Source organism: Halorientalis persicus, assembly GCF_900110215.1.
GTDB lineage: Archaea > Halobacteriota > Halobacteria > Halobacteriales > Haloarculaceae > Halorientalis > Halorientalis persica.
The window spans coordinates 1-15,401 of the sequence record NZ_FOCX01000004.1; the positions used below are offsets into that span (position 1 = coordinate 1).

Genomic DNA, 15,401 nt, shown 5'->3' on the forward strand with positions numbered 1-15,401 from the left:
CGATGCCCGTTTGAACGCCTTACACAGCGTCGAAGGCGCGGGAAACTCCCCGCGTTGAAGGTTCAATACCGCTCGAACACGCTCCATCTCTTCGGCCCAGTCGAGGACTTCCTTGTATTCTGCACTCATATGTTCGCGCAGATAGAGCAAGACTGCGTGCTTCCAGCCGGCAAACCCGTTGCCGGCTGGATCACTCAGTTCCATCAGCGCAGCGTCAGTAAGCTTTTGAGCGAGTGAAGCCACTTGCCTCACGAAGCGGAAGAGGGTGTTGGGCATAACATTACTCTCCCGCTTCATACCCGTGATTCTAACGACCTATCCCGGCGCCGTCTGTGGATTCAATTGAGCCGTTCAAACACCCCGACGGCTCCTGGCCCGTCCTCGAATCCCGGGGCCGTAACCTGCTGGACGACCCCGACGTGCAGGGTTTCGTCGTCAACTCCCGGGAGATCACCGAACTCCGTGAACACGAACAGGAGCTGAAACGACAGAACGACCAGCTGGAGGTGATCCGCAGCGTCGTCTCCCACGATCTGAAGAATCCGCTGAACGTCGCCAAGACGACGCGGGACCTGGCCGCCGAGGACTTCGAGGACCCGGACCGTCGCGAGGACGTGCCCGAGCATCTCGACCGCCTCGGCCGCGCCCTCGATCGGATGGACGCGATCATCAGCGATATGTTGACCATGGCCCAGCAGGGCCAGCGCGTCGCCGAGACCGAACCGGTCGACCTGGAATCCACCGCCCGGGCCGCCTGGGAGATGGCCGGCGGCGACGACGCCACGCTCGACATCGCCGACGCACCGACGATCCGGGCCGACGAGAGCCGCCTCCAGCAACTCCTGGAGAACCTCTTTCACAATTCGACACAGCACACCGAGTCCGGTGTGACGGTCACGGTCGGGACGACAGCCGTGGTCGACACCGACGACGACACGTCGGTCGTCGGCCTCTACGTCGAGGACGACGGCCCGGGGATTCCCGAGGACGAACGGGAGAAGGTGTTCGAGTCCGGCTACTCGACCGCCGAGGAGGGCAGTGGCTTCGGGCTGGCTATCGTCGAGCAGATCGCCAAGGCCCACGGCTGGGAGGTCGAGATCACCGATCCCGGCGGGGCTCGCGAGAACGGCGACGCTCCCGACACCGGCATCCGCGTCCTGCTCAGCGGCGTCCAGGTCGCGTGACGATCAGAGCACCGGTGCGAGGGACAGCCCGACGGCCATCGCCCCCGCGGCGACCAGCGGAATGGTCAGATTATCGTCGATCACGTACCCGCGAATCACGGGTTTGACGCCGTCGGCCAGCATCGCCGCCAGTCCACCGAGTACCGCCGCCACCGGCGGGACGAACGGGAGCGCCAGGCCACTGGAGACCAGAAACATCGTGACGAGAACGCGGGGTCGCTTGATCGTCCGGAGCTCGTCGGACCCGAGCAGGCCGGAGATCGGGTCGCCGAGCGTGAGCATCAGGATCGCGGGGACGGCGATGGTCGGGCCGAAGACGAGGCCGGTGGTCGAGCCGCTGAAGACGTACAGGGCGTATCCAGCGACGTTCTCCTGCTCGTACTCCCGGGTCAGCACGTCGAAGACGACCCACTCGAACCCGAGGCCGAGGCGGGCCGTCTCCAGCAGGGCGGTGAAGATCAGCCCGCCCACCAGCAGGTAGCGCAGTTCTGGCCAGGTGAGCAGGTCCAGCAGGTAGAGTCCGGGCACCCCCGCGCCGCTCGCGTGAACGAGCCGGCGGGCCACCTCGTTGGCCATCAGAGATCGCCGACGGTCGTCTCGCCGGCCCGCAGGTCCGCGACCACGCCTGGCAGGTCGTCGACCCCGACGCGGGTCTGTGCCGTCGTGTCCCGGTCGCGGATCGTCACCGTGTCGCCCTCCAGCGTGTCGTAGTCGACGGTCACGCAGTAGGGCGTCCCCACTTCGTCCTGTCGGCGGTAGCGCCGGCCGATGGAGCCGGAGGCGTCCTCGGCGACCTCGAAGCCGGCCCGACGGAGTCGTTCGGCGATCTCGCCGGCCCGCTCGCCCAGCCCGTCCTTGTCCATCAGCGGGAACACCGCCACCGTCGTCGGCGCGAGTTCCGGCGGCAGCGTCAGGACGGTCCGCTCCTCGTCCTCGTCCTCGTCGGCACCGCTCTCGCCGGCATCGTCCTGCGTCAGACTGTGGGCCAGCACCGTGTAGACCAGCCGGTCCACACCGAAGGACGGCTCGACGACGTGTGGCGTGACGTGTTCCCCGGCCTCGGTGATCTCATCGACGGAAAAGCCGGTCTTCTCGACCGGCACCGTGTACTCCTCGCCCGCGACTGCGACGGTCACCTCGTCACCTTCGAAGGCACTCCGGTCCCGTTCGGCCAGGTCTTCGAGGGCCTCACCGACGGCGGCCGCGTCGCCGCCGAACTCGGGCCCGAGGTAGCTCATGTCCGGATCGACCGTGGCGCGCTCGACGGTGATCGGATCGTCGTACTGCTTGAAGATCGTGAAGTCGTCGTCGGCGTACTCGCCGTGTTTCGAGAGGTCGTAGTCGCCCCGGTAGGCGAAGCCGGTGATCTCGATCCAGTCACCACCGATCTCGGCTTCGGCGTCCCAGCAGTCCGCGGCGTAGTGGGCGAGTTCGCCCGAGCGGTGCTGGCGGAAGCGGAACCGATCCATGTCGACGCCGATGCGCTCGTACCAGCCCTGTGCGACGCCCAGATAGTAGCCCACCCAGTCGCTCCCGACGACGCCCTCCGCGACGGCCTCGCCGACGGTCATCTCGACCGGTTCGCCGTCCGCGTCGTCCTGGCGGGCTTCCGAATAGAGTGTGACCTCCACGTCGGCCACCGATTCCAGGTCGGGTTCGTCGGTCTCGGGGTCGACGAAGTGTTCGAGTTCGGCCTGGGCGAACTCCCGGAGCCGGACCAGTCCCTTTCGGGGGCTGATCTCGTTGCGGTAGGCCGCGCCGATCTGGGCGACGCCGAAGGGCAACTGGCCGCGGGCGTACTCCTTCAGCCGCGGGAACTCCACGAAGATGCCCTGGGCGGTTTCGGGACGCAGGTACCCCGGCGAGGACGAACCCGGTCCGATGTTCGTCTCGAACATGAGGTTGAAATCGTCGACGGGTTCGCCCGCGAGTTCGGTGCCACACGAGGGACAGACCAGGTCGTTCTCGGCGATGATCTCCTCGATGTCTTCGATGGCGATGGACTCGGCTTCCTCGATGTCGGTGTTGTCCTCGACGATGTGGTCGGCGCGGTGGGAGGCCCCGCACTCGGGGCACTCGACGATCATGTCGTCGAAGCCGTCGAGGTGGCCTGAGGCCTCGAAGACGGGTTCGGGCATCACGTTGGGGGCTTCGATCTCCATGTGGCCCTCGCGGCGGACGAAGCGGTCGCGCCAGGCGTCTTCGAGGTTCTCTTTCAGCGTCGCGCCTTCGGGACCGTAGACGTAGAAGCCGGAGACGCCGCCGTAGGCCTCGCTGGACTGGAAGAAAAAGCCCCGTCGCTTGGCCAGTTCCGTGAGTCGGTCGGTTGCGGTGTCGTCGGTCATCGGTAGAGTGCGCGAAGCAGGTCCACGTCCTGGACGACGCCGGCGAGGGCGTCACCCGAGACGAGCGGGATCTGCTCGATGTCGTTGTCGATCATCAGCTGGGCGGCGTCTTTGGCCGTCTTGCGCTTCGAGACGGTGACCACGCCGTCGCTCATGAACTCCCGGACGGGTTTGGCGGGGATCTCGACGTTGCGGGTCGGCATATAGCTGTTGCCGACGGCCTTGACCGACTCCCACTTCCAGTCGTCGTCGTCGTCGGCGATGGACTCGCCGGTGTCGGCCTCGCCCTCGACGACGCGAGCCACGTCGAGGATGTCGACTTCGGTGATGATGCCGTCCATGTCACCGTCCTCGTCGAGGACGACAGCGTAGGGGACGCCCGCGTGGGAGAGCTCGCGCTCGGCGACGGGCAGGGGCGTCTCGACGTAGACGCAGTTGATCTTCCGGGTCGCGAGCTCGCCGACCTCCGTGTCGCCGTCGACCTCGCCCTCGGCGATGGCGTGGATCACGTCGGTGACGGTGACGATCCCTTCGAGTTGTCCGTCGACGACGGGCACGCGGCGCGCGCCTTCGGTGACCATCAGCTCCGCGACCTCGGTGAGATCGGCGTCCTGAGTGGTCGTAGGGACTTCTTCGACCAGCAGCGCGAGCTGGTCCTCGTCGGGCCGTTCGATCAGCGCGTCCCGGGAGACCAGCCCCCGGAACTCCTCGCCGTCGTCTCCCTCTTTGATCACGGGGACCGACGAGAACGCCCGCTCCTGCAGATACTCGAGGACGTCGTCACGCGTCCCTGGCAACTCGACCGTGACGACCGCCGAACGGGGCGTCATGGCGTCTGCGACCTTCATATTGGGTCCAAGTCCTGCCTGCACCTACAAAGGCCTTCACATTGACCCCGCCCGCGCCCGCGTCCCCACCGAATCACACCCGGGCGTCGGCCCGTGCCACCCGGACTGACCGGGCTAAACCGACGACAACTGAAAAAGCAGACCGTAATAATCCGGCAGCTTTTTATTGTCGTGTGTAAGACTCTCATGCATGGCACAGGATGGCGCTGCCAGGGAATCGGTCGCAGACTGTGAAGCGATGGGCTCGGTCGACAGCGGCGAGGTCGATCAGTTCATTATCGCGTACCCGTGTCAGGACGACGCCTGGGCGTCCATCCCACTTACAGACGCTGCCTCGCTCGACGAGTGGTGTTGAGGCCACTCGCACTCGTTTTCGACCGCCGGCACCGACCACTCACAGCGGCGGGGCCGTCGCCGCGAACGGTGAAGATTTTTGCCCCCTCGCGTCCTCCGAGTCGGTATGGATTATCGTGAAGTCGAGGGTGCCCGGGAGTACGTTGCCCGGCTCGACCACGGCGTCGGCTGGCGCAGTCAGATCGAGGAGTTCGCCGCCGAGGAGGGCATCGACGCGGCCTTCTTCATCGGTCTGGGCGCGGTGCAGGACGCGACACTGCTGTTCTACGATCAGGAGGTCCAGGAGTACTACGATGTCGAGTTCGACGAGCCGTTCGAGGTCGTGCCCGCCGTCGGGAACATCTCCTGGCTGGAGGGCGAGCGCTTCGCGCACACCCACATGACCCTCTCGCGCGAGGACGGCTCGGTCGTGGCCGGGCACCTGGACGAGGCGACGACGTTCGCGGGCGAACTCTACGTGCGCGAGTTCGACACGAAACTGGACCGCGAGCACGACGAGACGACCGACCTCGACCTCTGGCCGCTGTAATGCGGGAGGCAGACGAGCGGTACTTCGACCGGCTGGAAGCCGACCTCGACGACGCCTTCGAGGTCGCCACCGCGGCCCGCGAGCGCGGCGGCGACCCCACGAAAGACGTGGAGATTCCGACCGCGCGGGACATGGCCGACCGCGTCGAGAACATCCTCGGGATCGACGGCGTCGCCGAACGGGTGCGAGAGCTCGAAGGCGAGATGAGCCGCGAGGAGGCCGCGCTCGAACTCGTCGAGGACTTCGTGGACGGCTCCGTCGGCGACTACGACACCGACGCAGGCAAGATCGAGGGCGCGGTCCGGACGGCGGTCGCCCTGCTCACCGAGGGGGTCGTCGCCGCACCGATCGAGGGGATCGACCGCGTCGAAGTGCTGGAGAACGACGACGGGACGGAGTTCGTCAACGTCTACTACGCCGGCCCGATCCGGTCTGCGGGCGGGACCGCGCAAGCGCTCTCCGTGCTGGTCGCCGACTACGCTCGCTCGTTGCTGGGCATGGACGAGTTCAAGGCCCGGAAAGACGAGATCGGCCGGTACGCCGAGGAGGTCGACCTCTACGATCAGGAGACGGGCCTGCAGTACTCCCCCAAAGAGAAGGAAAGCAAGTTCATCGCCGAGCATATGCCGATCATGCTGGACGGGGAAGCGACCGGCGACGACGAGGTCTCGGGCTACCGCGACCTCGAACGAATCGATACCAACTCCGCCCGCGGCGGGATGTGTCTGGTCTTCGCCGAGGGGATCGCCCTGAAGGCCCCGAAGATCCAGCGCTACACCCGGAATTTAGAGGAAGTCGAGTGGCCCTGGCTTCAGGACCTCATCGACGGCACGATCGGCAAAGACGACGGGAGCGAGACCGACCAGGGGGAGACCTCGGACGACGCGAGCGGCGAAGCCGCGAGCGACGCCGACGACGCCGACGACACGGCCGAGGACGAGGCCGACGAGCCGGCGGGGCCGCCCCGCGTCGACCCCTCCGAGAAGTTCCTGCGGGACCTCATCGCCGGCCGGCCGGTGTTCACCCACCCGAGCGAACCCGGCGGCTTCCGCCTGCGCTACGGCCGTTCACGCAACCACGGGTTCGCGACCGCCGGCGTCCACCCCGCCACGATGCATCTGGTCGACGACTTCCTCGCGACCGGGACCCAGATCAAGACCGAACGCCCCGGCAAGGCGGCGGGCGTCGTCCCCGTCGACACCATCGAGGGCCCCACCGTTCGGCTGGCCAACGGCGACGTCCGCCGCATCGACGACCCCGCGGAGGCGCTGGAAGTCCGCAACGGCGTCGAGGCCATCCTCGACCTCGGAGAGTATCTGGTCAACTACGGCGAGTTCGTCGAGAACAACCATCCACTGGCCCCCGCGTCCTACACCGTCGAGTGGTGGGAACAGGACTTCGCCGCCTCTGACGCCGACGTACAGGCCATGCGCGATTCGGTTCGGGTCGATCTGGACGACCCCAGCGCCGAGGAGGCCATCGAGTGGGCCACGGAGTACGACGCGCCGCTCCACCCGAAGTACACCTACTGCTGGCACGACGTGTCGGTCGCCGAGTTCGAGCGACTGACCGCCGCGGTCGCGGACGCTGAGGTCGCCAAAACCGACGGTGCAGTTCTGTCGGACGACGGCGCTGGTGACCCTGCCGAGGGCGACCTGATCGTCCCCCGCCCCGAAGCCGAGGACGCCGACGTGGCCGGCGTCCTCGAAAGCCTCCTCGTCGAACACCGCCAGTACGAGGACCGGCTGGTCGTCCCGGACTGGAAACCGCTCGTCCTGTCGCTGGGCCTCACCGAACGCCTCGAACGGGAGTGGGCGCCCGCCGATCTCCCGACCGCGGCCCGCGAGTACGCCGACGGCGACAACGCCATCCGCGCCGTCAACGCCGTCGCACCCTTCGAGATTCGGGAACGGGCCCCGACCCGTATCGGCAACCGGATGGGTCGTCCCGAGAAATCCGAATCTCGCGAACTCTCGCCCGCGGTCCACACCCTCTTCCCCATCGGCGAGGCTGGTGGGAGCCAGCGCGACGTGTCCAAGGCCGCCGACGCCGGCGACGCCGTCGAGGGCACCCAGGGGGAGATCGAGGTGCAGGTCGGCCGCCGGGAGTGTACCGACTGTGGCACCCGGACTTACGAGGCGCGCTGTCCCGACTGCAACGGCGTCACCGACGCCGTCTACGTCTGCCGGGACTGTGACATCGAAGTCGAACCCGACGAGTCGGGCCGCGCGGAGTGTCACCGCTGTGAGAGCCTCGCCTCGCCCGTCCAGACCGAGACCATCAGCGTCCGCGAGCAGTTCCGCGATGCGCTCGACGAGGTCGGGCTGCGCGAGAACGCGTTCGACATCGTCAAAGGCGTCAAGGGACTCTCCTCGAAGACCAAGACCCCCGAACCCATCGAGAAGGGCATCCTCCGGGCCAAACACGGCGTCTCGGCGTTCAAGGACGGCACCGTCCGCTACGACATGACCGACCTGCCCGTGACCGCCGTCCGCCCCGCCGAACTCGACGTGACCGCCGACCAGTTCCGTGAACTCGGCTACGAGGAGGATATGCAGGGCGAACCCCTGCGCCACGACGATCAACTGGTCGAACTCAAAGTGCAGGACATCGTCCTCTCGGACGGCGCGGCCGAACATATGCTCAAGACCGCCGACTTCGTCGACGACCTGCTGGAGAGCTACTACGGCCTCGACCCCTTCTACGACGTGGACGACCGCCAGGAACTCGTCGGGGAGTTGGTCTTCGGGATGGCGCCGCACACGAGTGCGGCGACAGTCGGACGAATTATCGGATTCACGTCAGCTGCGGTTGGGTACGCTCACCCCTATTTCCACGCCGCGAAGCGCCGGAATTGCTTCCATCCCGACACCGAAATCCGGTACGAGGACGACCGCGAGCGACTCCGGGAGGTGCCCATCGAGACGTTCGTCGAGCGACGACTCGACGATCCGGAACCCGACGAGTTCGGGGTCGAGTACACGGAACTCGACGAGACCGTCCGCGTCCAGTCACTCGACGACGACGGCAACTGGGTACGCAAACGCGTCGAAGCCGTCTCGAAACACCCCGCACCCGATCATCTGGTCGAGATCGAAACCCAGACCGGACGGTCGATCACCGTCACGCCGGACCACGAGATGGTCCGATGGACGGGCGGCATCGAGTCCGTTCGCGCGCACGAACTCGAACCCGGAGACGCGATTCCGGTGGACGAGCACGATCAGCAAAAACCAGCGACCGCGACGCCCCAGGCGGTCGGTGACGGCGGCACGAACGTTGAAATAGTAGACCGGGTCCAGTTCCGCGCGTCCGATGTCGAACACACGTATTGCCTCACGGTCGCGGAGACGAACCGGGTCGTCGCGAACGGCATCCTCACCGGCCAGTGTGACGGCGACGAGGACTGTGTGATGCTCCTGCTCGACGGCCTCCTGAATTTCAGCAAGAAGTACCTGCCCGACAAGCGTGGCGGGAGCGTCGCCGAGGACTCCCGACTCGTCGCCGTCGACCCCGACGACGACGTCCGGTTCCTGACCTTCGAGGAGTTCTGGAACGAACTCGAATCGCCGCTTGAGGTCGACGGGAAGTTCCGCAAGCGGACCTGCTACGCCGAGGGCTGGCGGACCTACGCGTTCGACGAGAACCACGAGGCGACCCTGCAACCCATCGAGAAAGCGATCAGATACCAGGCGGACGAGAACGAGTCGCTGGTCGAGATCGAGACGCAGTTCGGTCGATCACTGGAGATCACCGACCACCACAGCCTGTTCCGGTACGACGACGGAATCGAGGAGGTAGCCGGTGGGGACCTCGAAGAAGGGGACCTCGTCGTCGCGCCCCGCGAATTCGATGTCGAGGCGCAGCGTACAACCATCGACGTAGCCGAATGCGTCGACGAGCCGTACGTCGCCATCGACGACCACGTCGAAGACCTCCTCCGGACAGTCTGGGAATCGGGAGAGACTGGAAGTGACGAACGGGAGGCGTTTCTCACCGGTCTCAACCACCGGCCACCCGCTGGTGGATTGGATTACCGACTCTCCAAGGAGAAGATCCCCCTCGAGGCCTTGAAGACCATTCTAGAGGCTGGCGGGTTCGAACTACCGGAGACGACGGAAATCGGTCGACCAGGATCTTCGGACGGTATCTCTCGAACTGTCGCGGTCGACGGAGACTTCGCGTGGTTGCTCGGCCTGTTCGTCGCTGAAGGATCCACTTCGAGCGTCTGTCCCACGATCCACAACGCCGACGAGAGTCTCATCGACCGTGCGGCGGGGATTATCGAGGACACGCTCGGACACGAACCCGGCAGACGGTGGTCGAACCGGGCGTACGAACTCCGGTTCCCGACCGTATTCCGCGAAGTACTGTACGACCTCGGGTTCGAGGACGTCGATTCCTACGACTCTAGCGAGAAGGTCGTGCCCGACTGTATTCTCCACGCACCGCGCGAAGTCGTCCTCTCGTTCCTTCGTGGGTTCATCGCCGGCGATGGCAGTGACAGCACGGACGAGAACGTAACGACGGTCGGCTTCCACACCACGAGCGACGATGTGAAGGACGGCATCGTGTTCCTCCTGCACCGCCTCGGACTCGTCGCCAACATCTCCGAACGTACGAATCGTGAGGGCAACCGCCAGGACATCTACACGATCACCGTCTCGGGCGGTGCGACCGACAATCCACTCCATCGGATTCTCGACGGTGAGGAACCCTACTATCCGAAGAGTCTGGTCGTCTCGATTCCTGATGCCCTGATGGAGGTTCGGGAGATGGACATCGAGGGGATCAAACAACTGATCCCGAAGTACCTCAAGCGCCGGGACAACATCTCACTCGAAAAACTCCGCGAGATCGTCCGCGAACTCGAATCGCGGGATCTCCCCACCGATGCAGCGGAGCGACTCGACGATCTGCGCCCACTCGTCGACGGCGATCTCTCGTACCTGCGGGTCGAAAACGTCGACCGCGTCGATTACGACGGCTATCTCTACGATCTACAGGTGGGTGGTGAGCCGATCTTCACCGCCAACTGGCTGTACGCCCACAACTCCATGGACGCACCTCTCGTCATGTCCTCCCGGATCGACCCCACCGAGATCGACGACGAGGCCCACAACATGGACGTGATGGACCAGTACCCCCGCGAATTCTACGAGGCCACCCGCGAGATGGCCGACCCCGAGGACGTCGAGGACATCATGACCATCGCCGAGGAGAACCTGGGGACCGACCGCGAGTACACCGACTTCCGGCACACCCACGACACCAGTAACATCGCGCTCGGGCCGGATCTGTCGGCGTACAAGACGCTGGACGACATGATGAAGAAGATGAACGCCCAGCTGGAGCTCTCCCGGAAACTCCGGGCCGTCGACGAGACCGACGTGGCCGAGCGGGTCATCGAGTACCACTTCCTGCCCGACATCATCGGGAACCTCAGAGCCTTCTCCCAGCAGGAGACCCGCTGTCTAGACTGTGGCGAGAAGTACCGGCGCGTCCCGCTGACCGGCGACTGCCGGAACTGCGGTGGCGACATGACCCTCACCGTCCACCACGGGTCGGTCAACAAGTACATCGACACGGCCCTGGAAGTCGCCGAGGAGTACGGGACTCGCGAGTACACCACCCAGCGCCTGGAGATCCTGAAAAAGTCCATCAAGCGCATCTTCGAGAACGACAACAACAAACAGAGCGGGATTGGCGACTTCATGTAAGACCACCTTTTTGGCGAGGGGGTCGCCCTGCGACCCCCTCGCCAAAAACGTGGGCGAAAAAGCGGAACTCGCGCCGTGCGCGAGTTCCGGTGCTGTGCTGGCGGTTTCCGCGACCGCACCGCGACCGCACTGCGACCGCCTCCGCGGCCGTACCACTCCCCTCCATCTTCGCAGTGTCGGCCGTAGATTTAACCCCGGGCCCGACGAATCGTCACGGGTATGAGCGACAGTCCGGAGGGCACCACGCCGTCGTTCGGCCAGAGCGTCTACGACGACGAAGGCAACGAACTTGGCCGTATCCGCGGATTCGACGAACACGGGTTCTACGTGACGCTGGACGAGGGCATCGAGGGCTTCTCGGAGGAACACGTCACCTCCGGCCACGAGTGGGGCGAGGCCGAGTTGATGTGGCGCTGCTGGGGATGTGGCGAGATGGGCGACATCGAGGAAGACATCCCCGAGGCCTGTCCCACCTGTGGCGCGCCCAAAGAGGACATCTATTACTGGACCGAGGACTGACCGGCGACCGTGGACGTCCTCGTGTTCGGGGCCGGGAGCCTCGGCTCGCTCGTCGGCGGCCTGCTCGCCCGCCAGCACCGCGTGACCCTGGTCGGGCGTGACCCCCACGTCGGGACCGTCGCCACCGAGGGTCTGACCGTCGACGGCGAGATCGAGTGTCACGTCGAACCGGACGGGGTGACTGCAGTCCCGTCCGACGCCGCCCCCGATCTTGCGCTCGTGACCGTCAAAGCCTACGACACCGACGCCGCCGCCGAGGCGCTGGCGGACGCCGACGTGGGGGCAACGCTCTCCCTCCAGAACGGTCTCGACAACGAAACGGTGCTGGCCGACCGTCTCGACTGCCCGGTGCTGGCAGGGACCTGCACCTACGGCGCGATGCTCGCGGAACCGGGCCGGGTCACCTGCACCGGCGTCGGCGAGGTCGTACTGGGACCGCGTGACGGCGGCGAGTCCGACCCCGCGGATCGAGTCGGTGCGGCCTTCGAGACGGCCGGGATCGAGACCACTGTCGCGGCAGATATGCCGCGCCGAATCTGGGAGAAACTGGCGGTCAACGCGGGGATCAACGCCACCACGGCGCTGGCCCGGATCGAGAACGGCGCGGTGCTTTCCGGGCCGGCGAGCGAGGTGGCTGCCGAGGCCGCCCGCGAGACCGCCCGCGCGGCACGCGAGGCGGGAGTCGATCTCGCCGACGAGGCCGCCGTCGATGCCGTCCGGGCGGTCGCCGAGGCGACGGCCGACAACACGTCCTCGATGCAGCAGGACGTGCTGGCCGAGCGCCGGACGGAGGTCGACGCGATCAACGGGGCCGTCGCCGAGCGGATCGACGCGCCGGTCAACCGGACGCTCGCGGGACTGCTCCGGGCCTGGGGGCGGGCACGCGACCTTCGATAAGTTGCAAAGGTTTAGTGGGTCGCCGTCCGGAGCCACTGGTGATGGAAATCTTCGGGTCCAGCGGCGTTCGCGGGGTGGCAAACGAGTACCTCAACCCCGAGTTCGTCTGCAACATCGCGCAAGCGGCCGGCTCGGTCTGGGACGCCGACGCCGTCGCGCTGGCCCGGGACACGCGAACCACCGGCGAGATGCTGGCCAACGCCGCCGCCAGCGGGCTGGCCAGCGTGGGAGCGGACGTGCACCGACTCGGGGTCGTCCCGACACCTGGACTGCAGGCCTACTGCGAGCGGGTCGGCGTCCCCGGCGTGATGATCACCGCCTCGCACAACCCGCCCCAGTACAACGGCGTGAAACTCGTCGGAGCCGACGGGATCGAACTCTCGCGGGGGACCCTCGAACGCGTCGAGGAGCGCCTGCTCACCGAGGACTTCGATTCGGTCCCCTGGGACGAGACGGGCCGGGAGGAGCGGATCGACGACGCCCGTGACCGCTACGTCGAGCAACTGCTTGCCGCCGTCGACCGCGAGCGCATCGCCGACGCCGACCTGACGGTCGCGCTCGATCCCGGGCACGGCGCGGGGGCGCTCACCAGCCCCCGAATCTTCCGGGAACTGGGCTGTGACGTGGTTACGGTCAACGCCCAGGTCGACGGCCACTTCCCCGGGCGGGACCCCGAACCGGTCGCGGAGAACCTGGCCGATCTCGGACGGCTGGTCCGGGCGGCCGACGCCGACGTGGGGGTCGCACACGACGGGGACGCCGACCGGGCGATCTTCTTCGACGAACACGGCGAGTTCATCGAGGGTGACGGGGCGCTGGCGGCGCTCGCGGCGGCGGAACTCGACGCCGGTGACACGGCCGTCTCGGCGGTCAACGTCTCCCAGCGGCTGGTCGACGTGGCCGACCGCGCCGGGGCGGCCCTGTCGCTGACGGCCATCGGCAGTACGAACATCATCACGCGCATCCGCAACCTCCAGGCCGACGGCGAGTCGGTCCCCGTCGCCGGCGAGGGCAACGGCGGCATCCTCTTTCCCGACTACCGGATCACCCGCGACGGGGCCTACACGGCCGCGCGCTTCCTCGAACTTCTCGCCGAACGACCGGCCAGCGAGGTGGTCGCACCCTACGACGACTACCAGTTGCTCCGGACAGACGTGAAATACGAGACCGACGACGAGCGCCGCCGCCTGCTCGACGCCGTCGAAGCCGTCGCACGGGACGCCGACGCCACGCTCGACACGACCGACGGCTACCGGCTCGACTACGGCGACAGCTGGGTGCTGGCCCGGCCCAGCGGAACCGAGCCAGTGATCCGCGTCTACGCCGAGTCACGGGACCCTGCCCGGTCGGCCGACCTGGTCGAACGGATGCACGAGGCCATGGTCGCCGCCCGCGACGAGGACTAACCGGGCAGTTCCTCGAGTGTCGCCGCCAGTTCCTCGCGTGCTTCTCGCGTCGCGTCCAGGTCCGCCTGGACCGCGCCCGACTGGAGCCGCTGGCGTTCGGCGTCGTCGAGTTGCTCGCGGGCCTGTGCGCTCGTCCGGAGCCGGTCGTAGTCCTCGCGCTCGGTCAGCGCCCGCACGGTGCGGACCTTCGCGACCACGTCCTCCGGCGCGAACCGGCCCGTGACCTGGATCAGCTCCCGGGCGAGAAAGCGCAGTTCCGCGGCGGCCGGCGGCGGCCACGAGACGGTCAGGGGCTCGGCGTCGAGTCGCCGGAGGTACGTCTGACTCGCCCCGATGGCCGTCTTCAGCGCCGTCGCGTCGTCGACGTAGTGGTCGAGCTTGGACTTGGAGTAATCGGCGTACTCGAGCAGGGTGGGGATCGGTTCGGTCCCCGGCTGGTGAGTCTCGATGTAGTCGGTCAGCTTCGAAGGCGGCTGGCGGTACTCCACGAGCGGGAACGACGCCGTCGCCTCGACGAACCCCAGCACGTCTCGGGCGCTCGCCTCCCGTTTGAACTCGCGGAAGGCCGCCTCGACGGCGTCGTTGTAGGACGCGATGGGTTCGCGCAGTCGCTCGACCGGGGCGTCGAGGTCGGCCTCGCCCATCGCCACGAGGGCGTCGAGGTCGGCGATCCGCTCGTCCAGTTCCCGCACGCGGCGCTCGGCGCGGGTGCGCAGTTCCGCGTACCGATTCCGGGTCGCCTCGCGCTCTTCCAGCAGGGCGGCGTCGTCGGCGGCCGGCGAGAGCGCCTCCCGCGCCCGTGCGAAGTCCGATTCCGTGAGCCGGCGCTGCTGCATGATGTCGTCGACTTCCTCGAAGCACTCCCGATGGGGCAACTCCTCGGGGAGGCCGTCGACGAACTTCTCCATCTCTTCCTGGAACTCGATGAAGACTCTGAAATCGCCGTCGCCGGTCGCTTCCTCCTCGTAGTCGTCGAACAGCCGCTGGAGCCGGTCGTACTGCTCGGCGACGGCTTCGAGGTCGCCCTCGCCGCGCTCCTCGACGCGGGCCTGTGCGCTCTCGGCCGCGCGGTGGGCCGATTCGAGGTCCGCGATCAGGTCCGCTACGTCGTCGGGGCCCGCGCCGTCACTCATCGTACACGTCGTCGGGATCGAACACCCGGTCTCCGACGACTTCGCCGTCGATGGTGCGGTAGAAACACGAGCGATACCCGGTGTGACACGCGCCGCCCTCCTGTTCGACCAGGTACAGCAGCGAGTCGCCGTCGCAGTCGACCAGAATCTCTTCCACAGTTTGGATGTGGCCGCTGGTCGCGCCCTTCTCCCAGAGTTCGTCGCGGCTTCGCGAGTAGTAGTGGGCCCGCCCGGTCTCGCGGGTCCGCTCGACGGCCGCCCGGGTGACGAACGCGAGCATGAGAACCTCGCCCGAATCCGCGTCCTGAGCGACCGCCGGGAGCAAATCCTGCTCGTCGAAGGCTAACTCGACGTCGGCGTTGTCCATACTCCCCTCTGTGACCGTGGCACCGATATGCTTTGTGTCGCCGTCGCCGTCCGTCGATATCATCTCTGAAGCCGAACCGATTTCGGTTTCAGAACTTAT

11 protein-coding genes and 3 pseudogenes are annotated in these 15,401 nt (G+C 66.8%); 8 read left to right on the top strand and 6 right to left on the bottom strand.

Features of this window, described 5'->3' with window-relative positions; all coding sequences use genetic code 11:
• A pseudogene (locus BMX17_RS05465) lies at nt 1–297 on the bottom strand (IS5/IS1182 family transposase); the annotation flags it as partial.
• 35 nt (nt 298–332) lie between these two features.
• Between BMX17_RS05465 and BMX17_RS05470 the strand changes: the two are divergent.
• Complete coding sequence (locus tag BMX17_RS05470) at nt 333–1,184, top strand: sensor histidine kinase (RefSeq protein ID WP_092658476.1); 852 nt, start codon at nt 333–335, stop codon at nt 1,182–1,184.
• A gap of 3 nt (nt 1,185–1,187) precedes the next feature.
• Here the strand turns inward: BMX17_RS05470 and BMX17_RS05475 are convergent, their stop codons facing one another.
• The 3 genes from BMX17_RS05475 to BMX17_RS05485 are packed head-to-tail and all read right to left on the bottom strand — an operon-like array spanning nt 1,188 to nt 4,377.
• Nucleotides 1,188–1,760: a diacylglycerol/polyprenol kinase family protein gene (locus BMX17_RS05475; RefSeq protein WP_092658477.1), complete on the bottom strand. Its 573-nt coding sequence runs from the start codon at nt 1,758–1,760 to the stop codon at nt 1,188–1,190.
• Nucleotides 1,760–3,529, bottom strand: a complete 1,770-nt coding sequence (gene glyS / locus BMX17_RS05480) for a glycine--tRNA ligase (protein ID WP_092658478.1) — start codon at nt 3,527–3,529, stop codon at nt 1,760–1,762. The genes BMX17_RS05475 and glyS overlap by 1 nt, the downstream gene beginning before the upstream one ends.
• Nucleotides 3,526–4,377 (bottom strand): CBS domain-containing protein, encoded by an 852-nt coding sequence (locus tag BMX17_RS05485; protein ID WP_092658479.1) that lies wholly within the window; start codon nt 4,375–4,377, stop codon nt 3,526–3,528. Before BMX17_RS05485 ends, glyS begins: the two co-directional genes overlap by 4 nt.
• A 190-nt stretch (nt 4,378–4,567) precedes the next feature.
• Between BMX17_RS05485 and BMX17_RS25935 the strand changes: the two genes are divergently transcribed.
• From BMX17_RS25935 to glmM, 7 genes and pseudogenes are all read left to right on the top strand, one after another.
• Nucleotides 4,568–4,732, top strand: coding sequence for a DUF7556 family protein (locus tag BMX17_RS25935; RefSeq protein ID WP_170845335.1), 165 nt, complete (start codon nt 4,568–4,570; stop codon nt 4,730–4,732).
• A gap of 105 nt (nt 4,733–4,837) precedes the next feature.
• A complete protein-coding gene (locus tag BMX17_RS05490; RefSeq protein ID WP_092658480.1) occupies nt 4,838–5,260 on the top strand; it encodes a PPC domain-containing DNA-binding protein in 423 nt (140 codons plus the stop codon).
• Nucleotides 5,260–10,254 (top strand): annotated as a pseudogene (locus BMX17_RS05495) (DNA polymerase II large subunit); the annotation flags it as partial. The gene BMX17_RS05490 and the pseudogene BMX17_RS05495, both read left to right, overlap by 1 nt.
• Nucleotides 10,255–10,317: 63 nt before the next feature.
• Nucleotides 10,318–10,980, top strand: a pseudogene (locus BMX17_RS27695) (DNA polymerase II large subunit); the annotation flags it as partial.
• Between the two features lie 219 nt (nt 10,981–11,199).
• A complete protein-coding gene (locus tag BMX17_RS05500; protein WP_092658482.1) occupies nt 11,200–11,499 on the top strand; it encodes a DUF7130 family rubredoxin-like protein in 300 nt (99 codons plus the stop codon).
• Nucleotides 11,500–11,508: 9 nt separating this feature from the next.
• Complete coding sequence (locus tag BMX17_RS05505) at nt 11,509–12,396, top strand: ketopantoate reductase family protein (RefSeq protein ID WP_092658483.1); 888 nt, start codon at nt 11,509–11,511, stop codon at nt 12,394–12,396.
• A gap of 41 nt (nt 12,397–12,437) precedes the next feature.
• A complete protein-coding gene (gene glmM / locus BMX17_RS05510; RefSeq protein ID WP_092658484.1) occupies nt 12,438–13,802 on the top strand; it encodes a phosphoglucosamine mutase in 1,365 nt (454 codons plus the stop codon).
• Here the strand turns inward: glmM and BMX17_RS05515 are convergent.
• Together BMX17_RS05515 and hisI are read right to left on the bottom strand one after the other, a co-directional pair.
• A complete protein-coding gene (locus tag BMX17_RS05515) occupies nt 13,799–14,935 on the bottom strand; it encodes a DUF7118 family protein (RefSeq protein WP_092658485.1) in 1,137 nt (378 codons plus the stop codon). The two genes, glmM and BMX17_RS05515, sit on opposite strands and share 4 nt — an antisense overlap.
• On the bottom strand, nt 14,928–15,302 hold the full coding sequence (gene hisI, locus BMX17_RS05520; RefSeq protein ID WP_092658752.1) for a phosphoribosyl-AMP cyclohydrolase: 375 nt from the start codon (nt 15,300–15,302) through the stop codon (nt 14,928–14,930). The genes BMX17_RS05515 and hisI overlap by 8 nt, the downstream gene beginning before the upstream one ends.
• Between the last annotated feature and the right edge of the window lie 99 nt (nt 15,303–15,401).

Coding starts and splice junctions, on each gene's coding strand:
- BMX17_RS05475 (WP_092658477.1), bottom strand. CDS start 1,760: ATGGCCAACGAGGTGGCCCGCCGGCTCGTTCACGCGAGCGGCGCGGGG.
- glyS (WP_092658478.1), bottom strand. CDS start 3,529: ATGACCGACGACACCGCAACCGACCGACTCACGGAACTGGCCAAGCGA.
- BMX17_RS05485 (WP_092658479.1), bottom strand. CDS start 4,377: ATGAAGGTCGCAGACGCCATGACGCCCCGTTCGGCGGTCGTCACGGTC.
- BMX17_RS25935 (WP_170845335.1), top strand. CDS start 4,568: ATGGCACAGGATGGCGCTGCCAGGGAATCGGTCGCAGACTGTGAAGCG.
- BMX17_RS05490 (WP_092658480.1), top strand. CDS start 4,838: ATGGATTATCGTGAAGTCGAGGGTGCCCGGGAGTACGTTGCCCGGCTC.
- BMX17_RS05500 (WP_092658482.1), top strand. CDS start 11,200: ATGAGCGACAGTCCGGAGGGCACCACGCCGTCGTTCGGCCAGAGCGTC.
- glmM (WP_092658484.1), top strand. CDS start 12,438: ATGGAAATCTTCGGGTCCAGCGGCGTTCGCGGGGTGGCAAACGAGTAC.
- BMX17_RS05515 (WP_092658485.1), bottom strand. CDS start 14,935: ATGAGTGACGGCGCGGGCCCCGACGACGTAGCGGACCTGATCGCGGAC.
- hisI (WP_092658752.1), bottom strand. CDS start 15,302: ATGGACAACGCCGACGTCGAGTTAGCCTTCGACGAGCAGGATTTGCTC.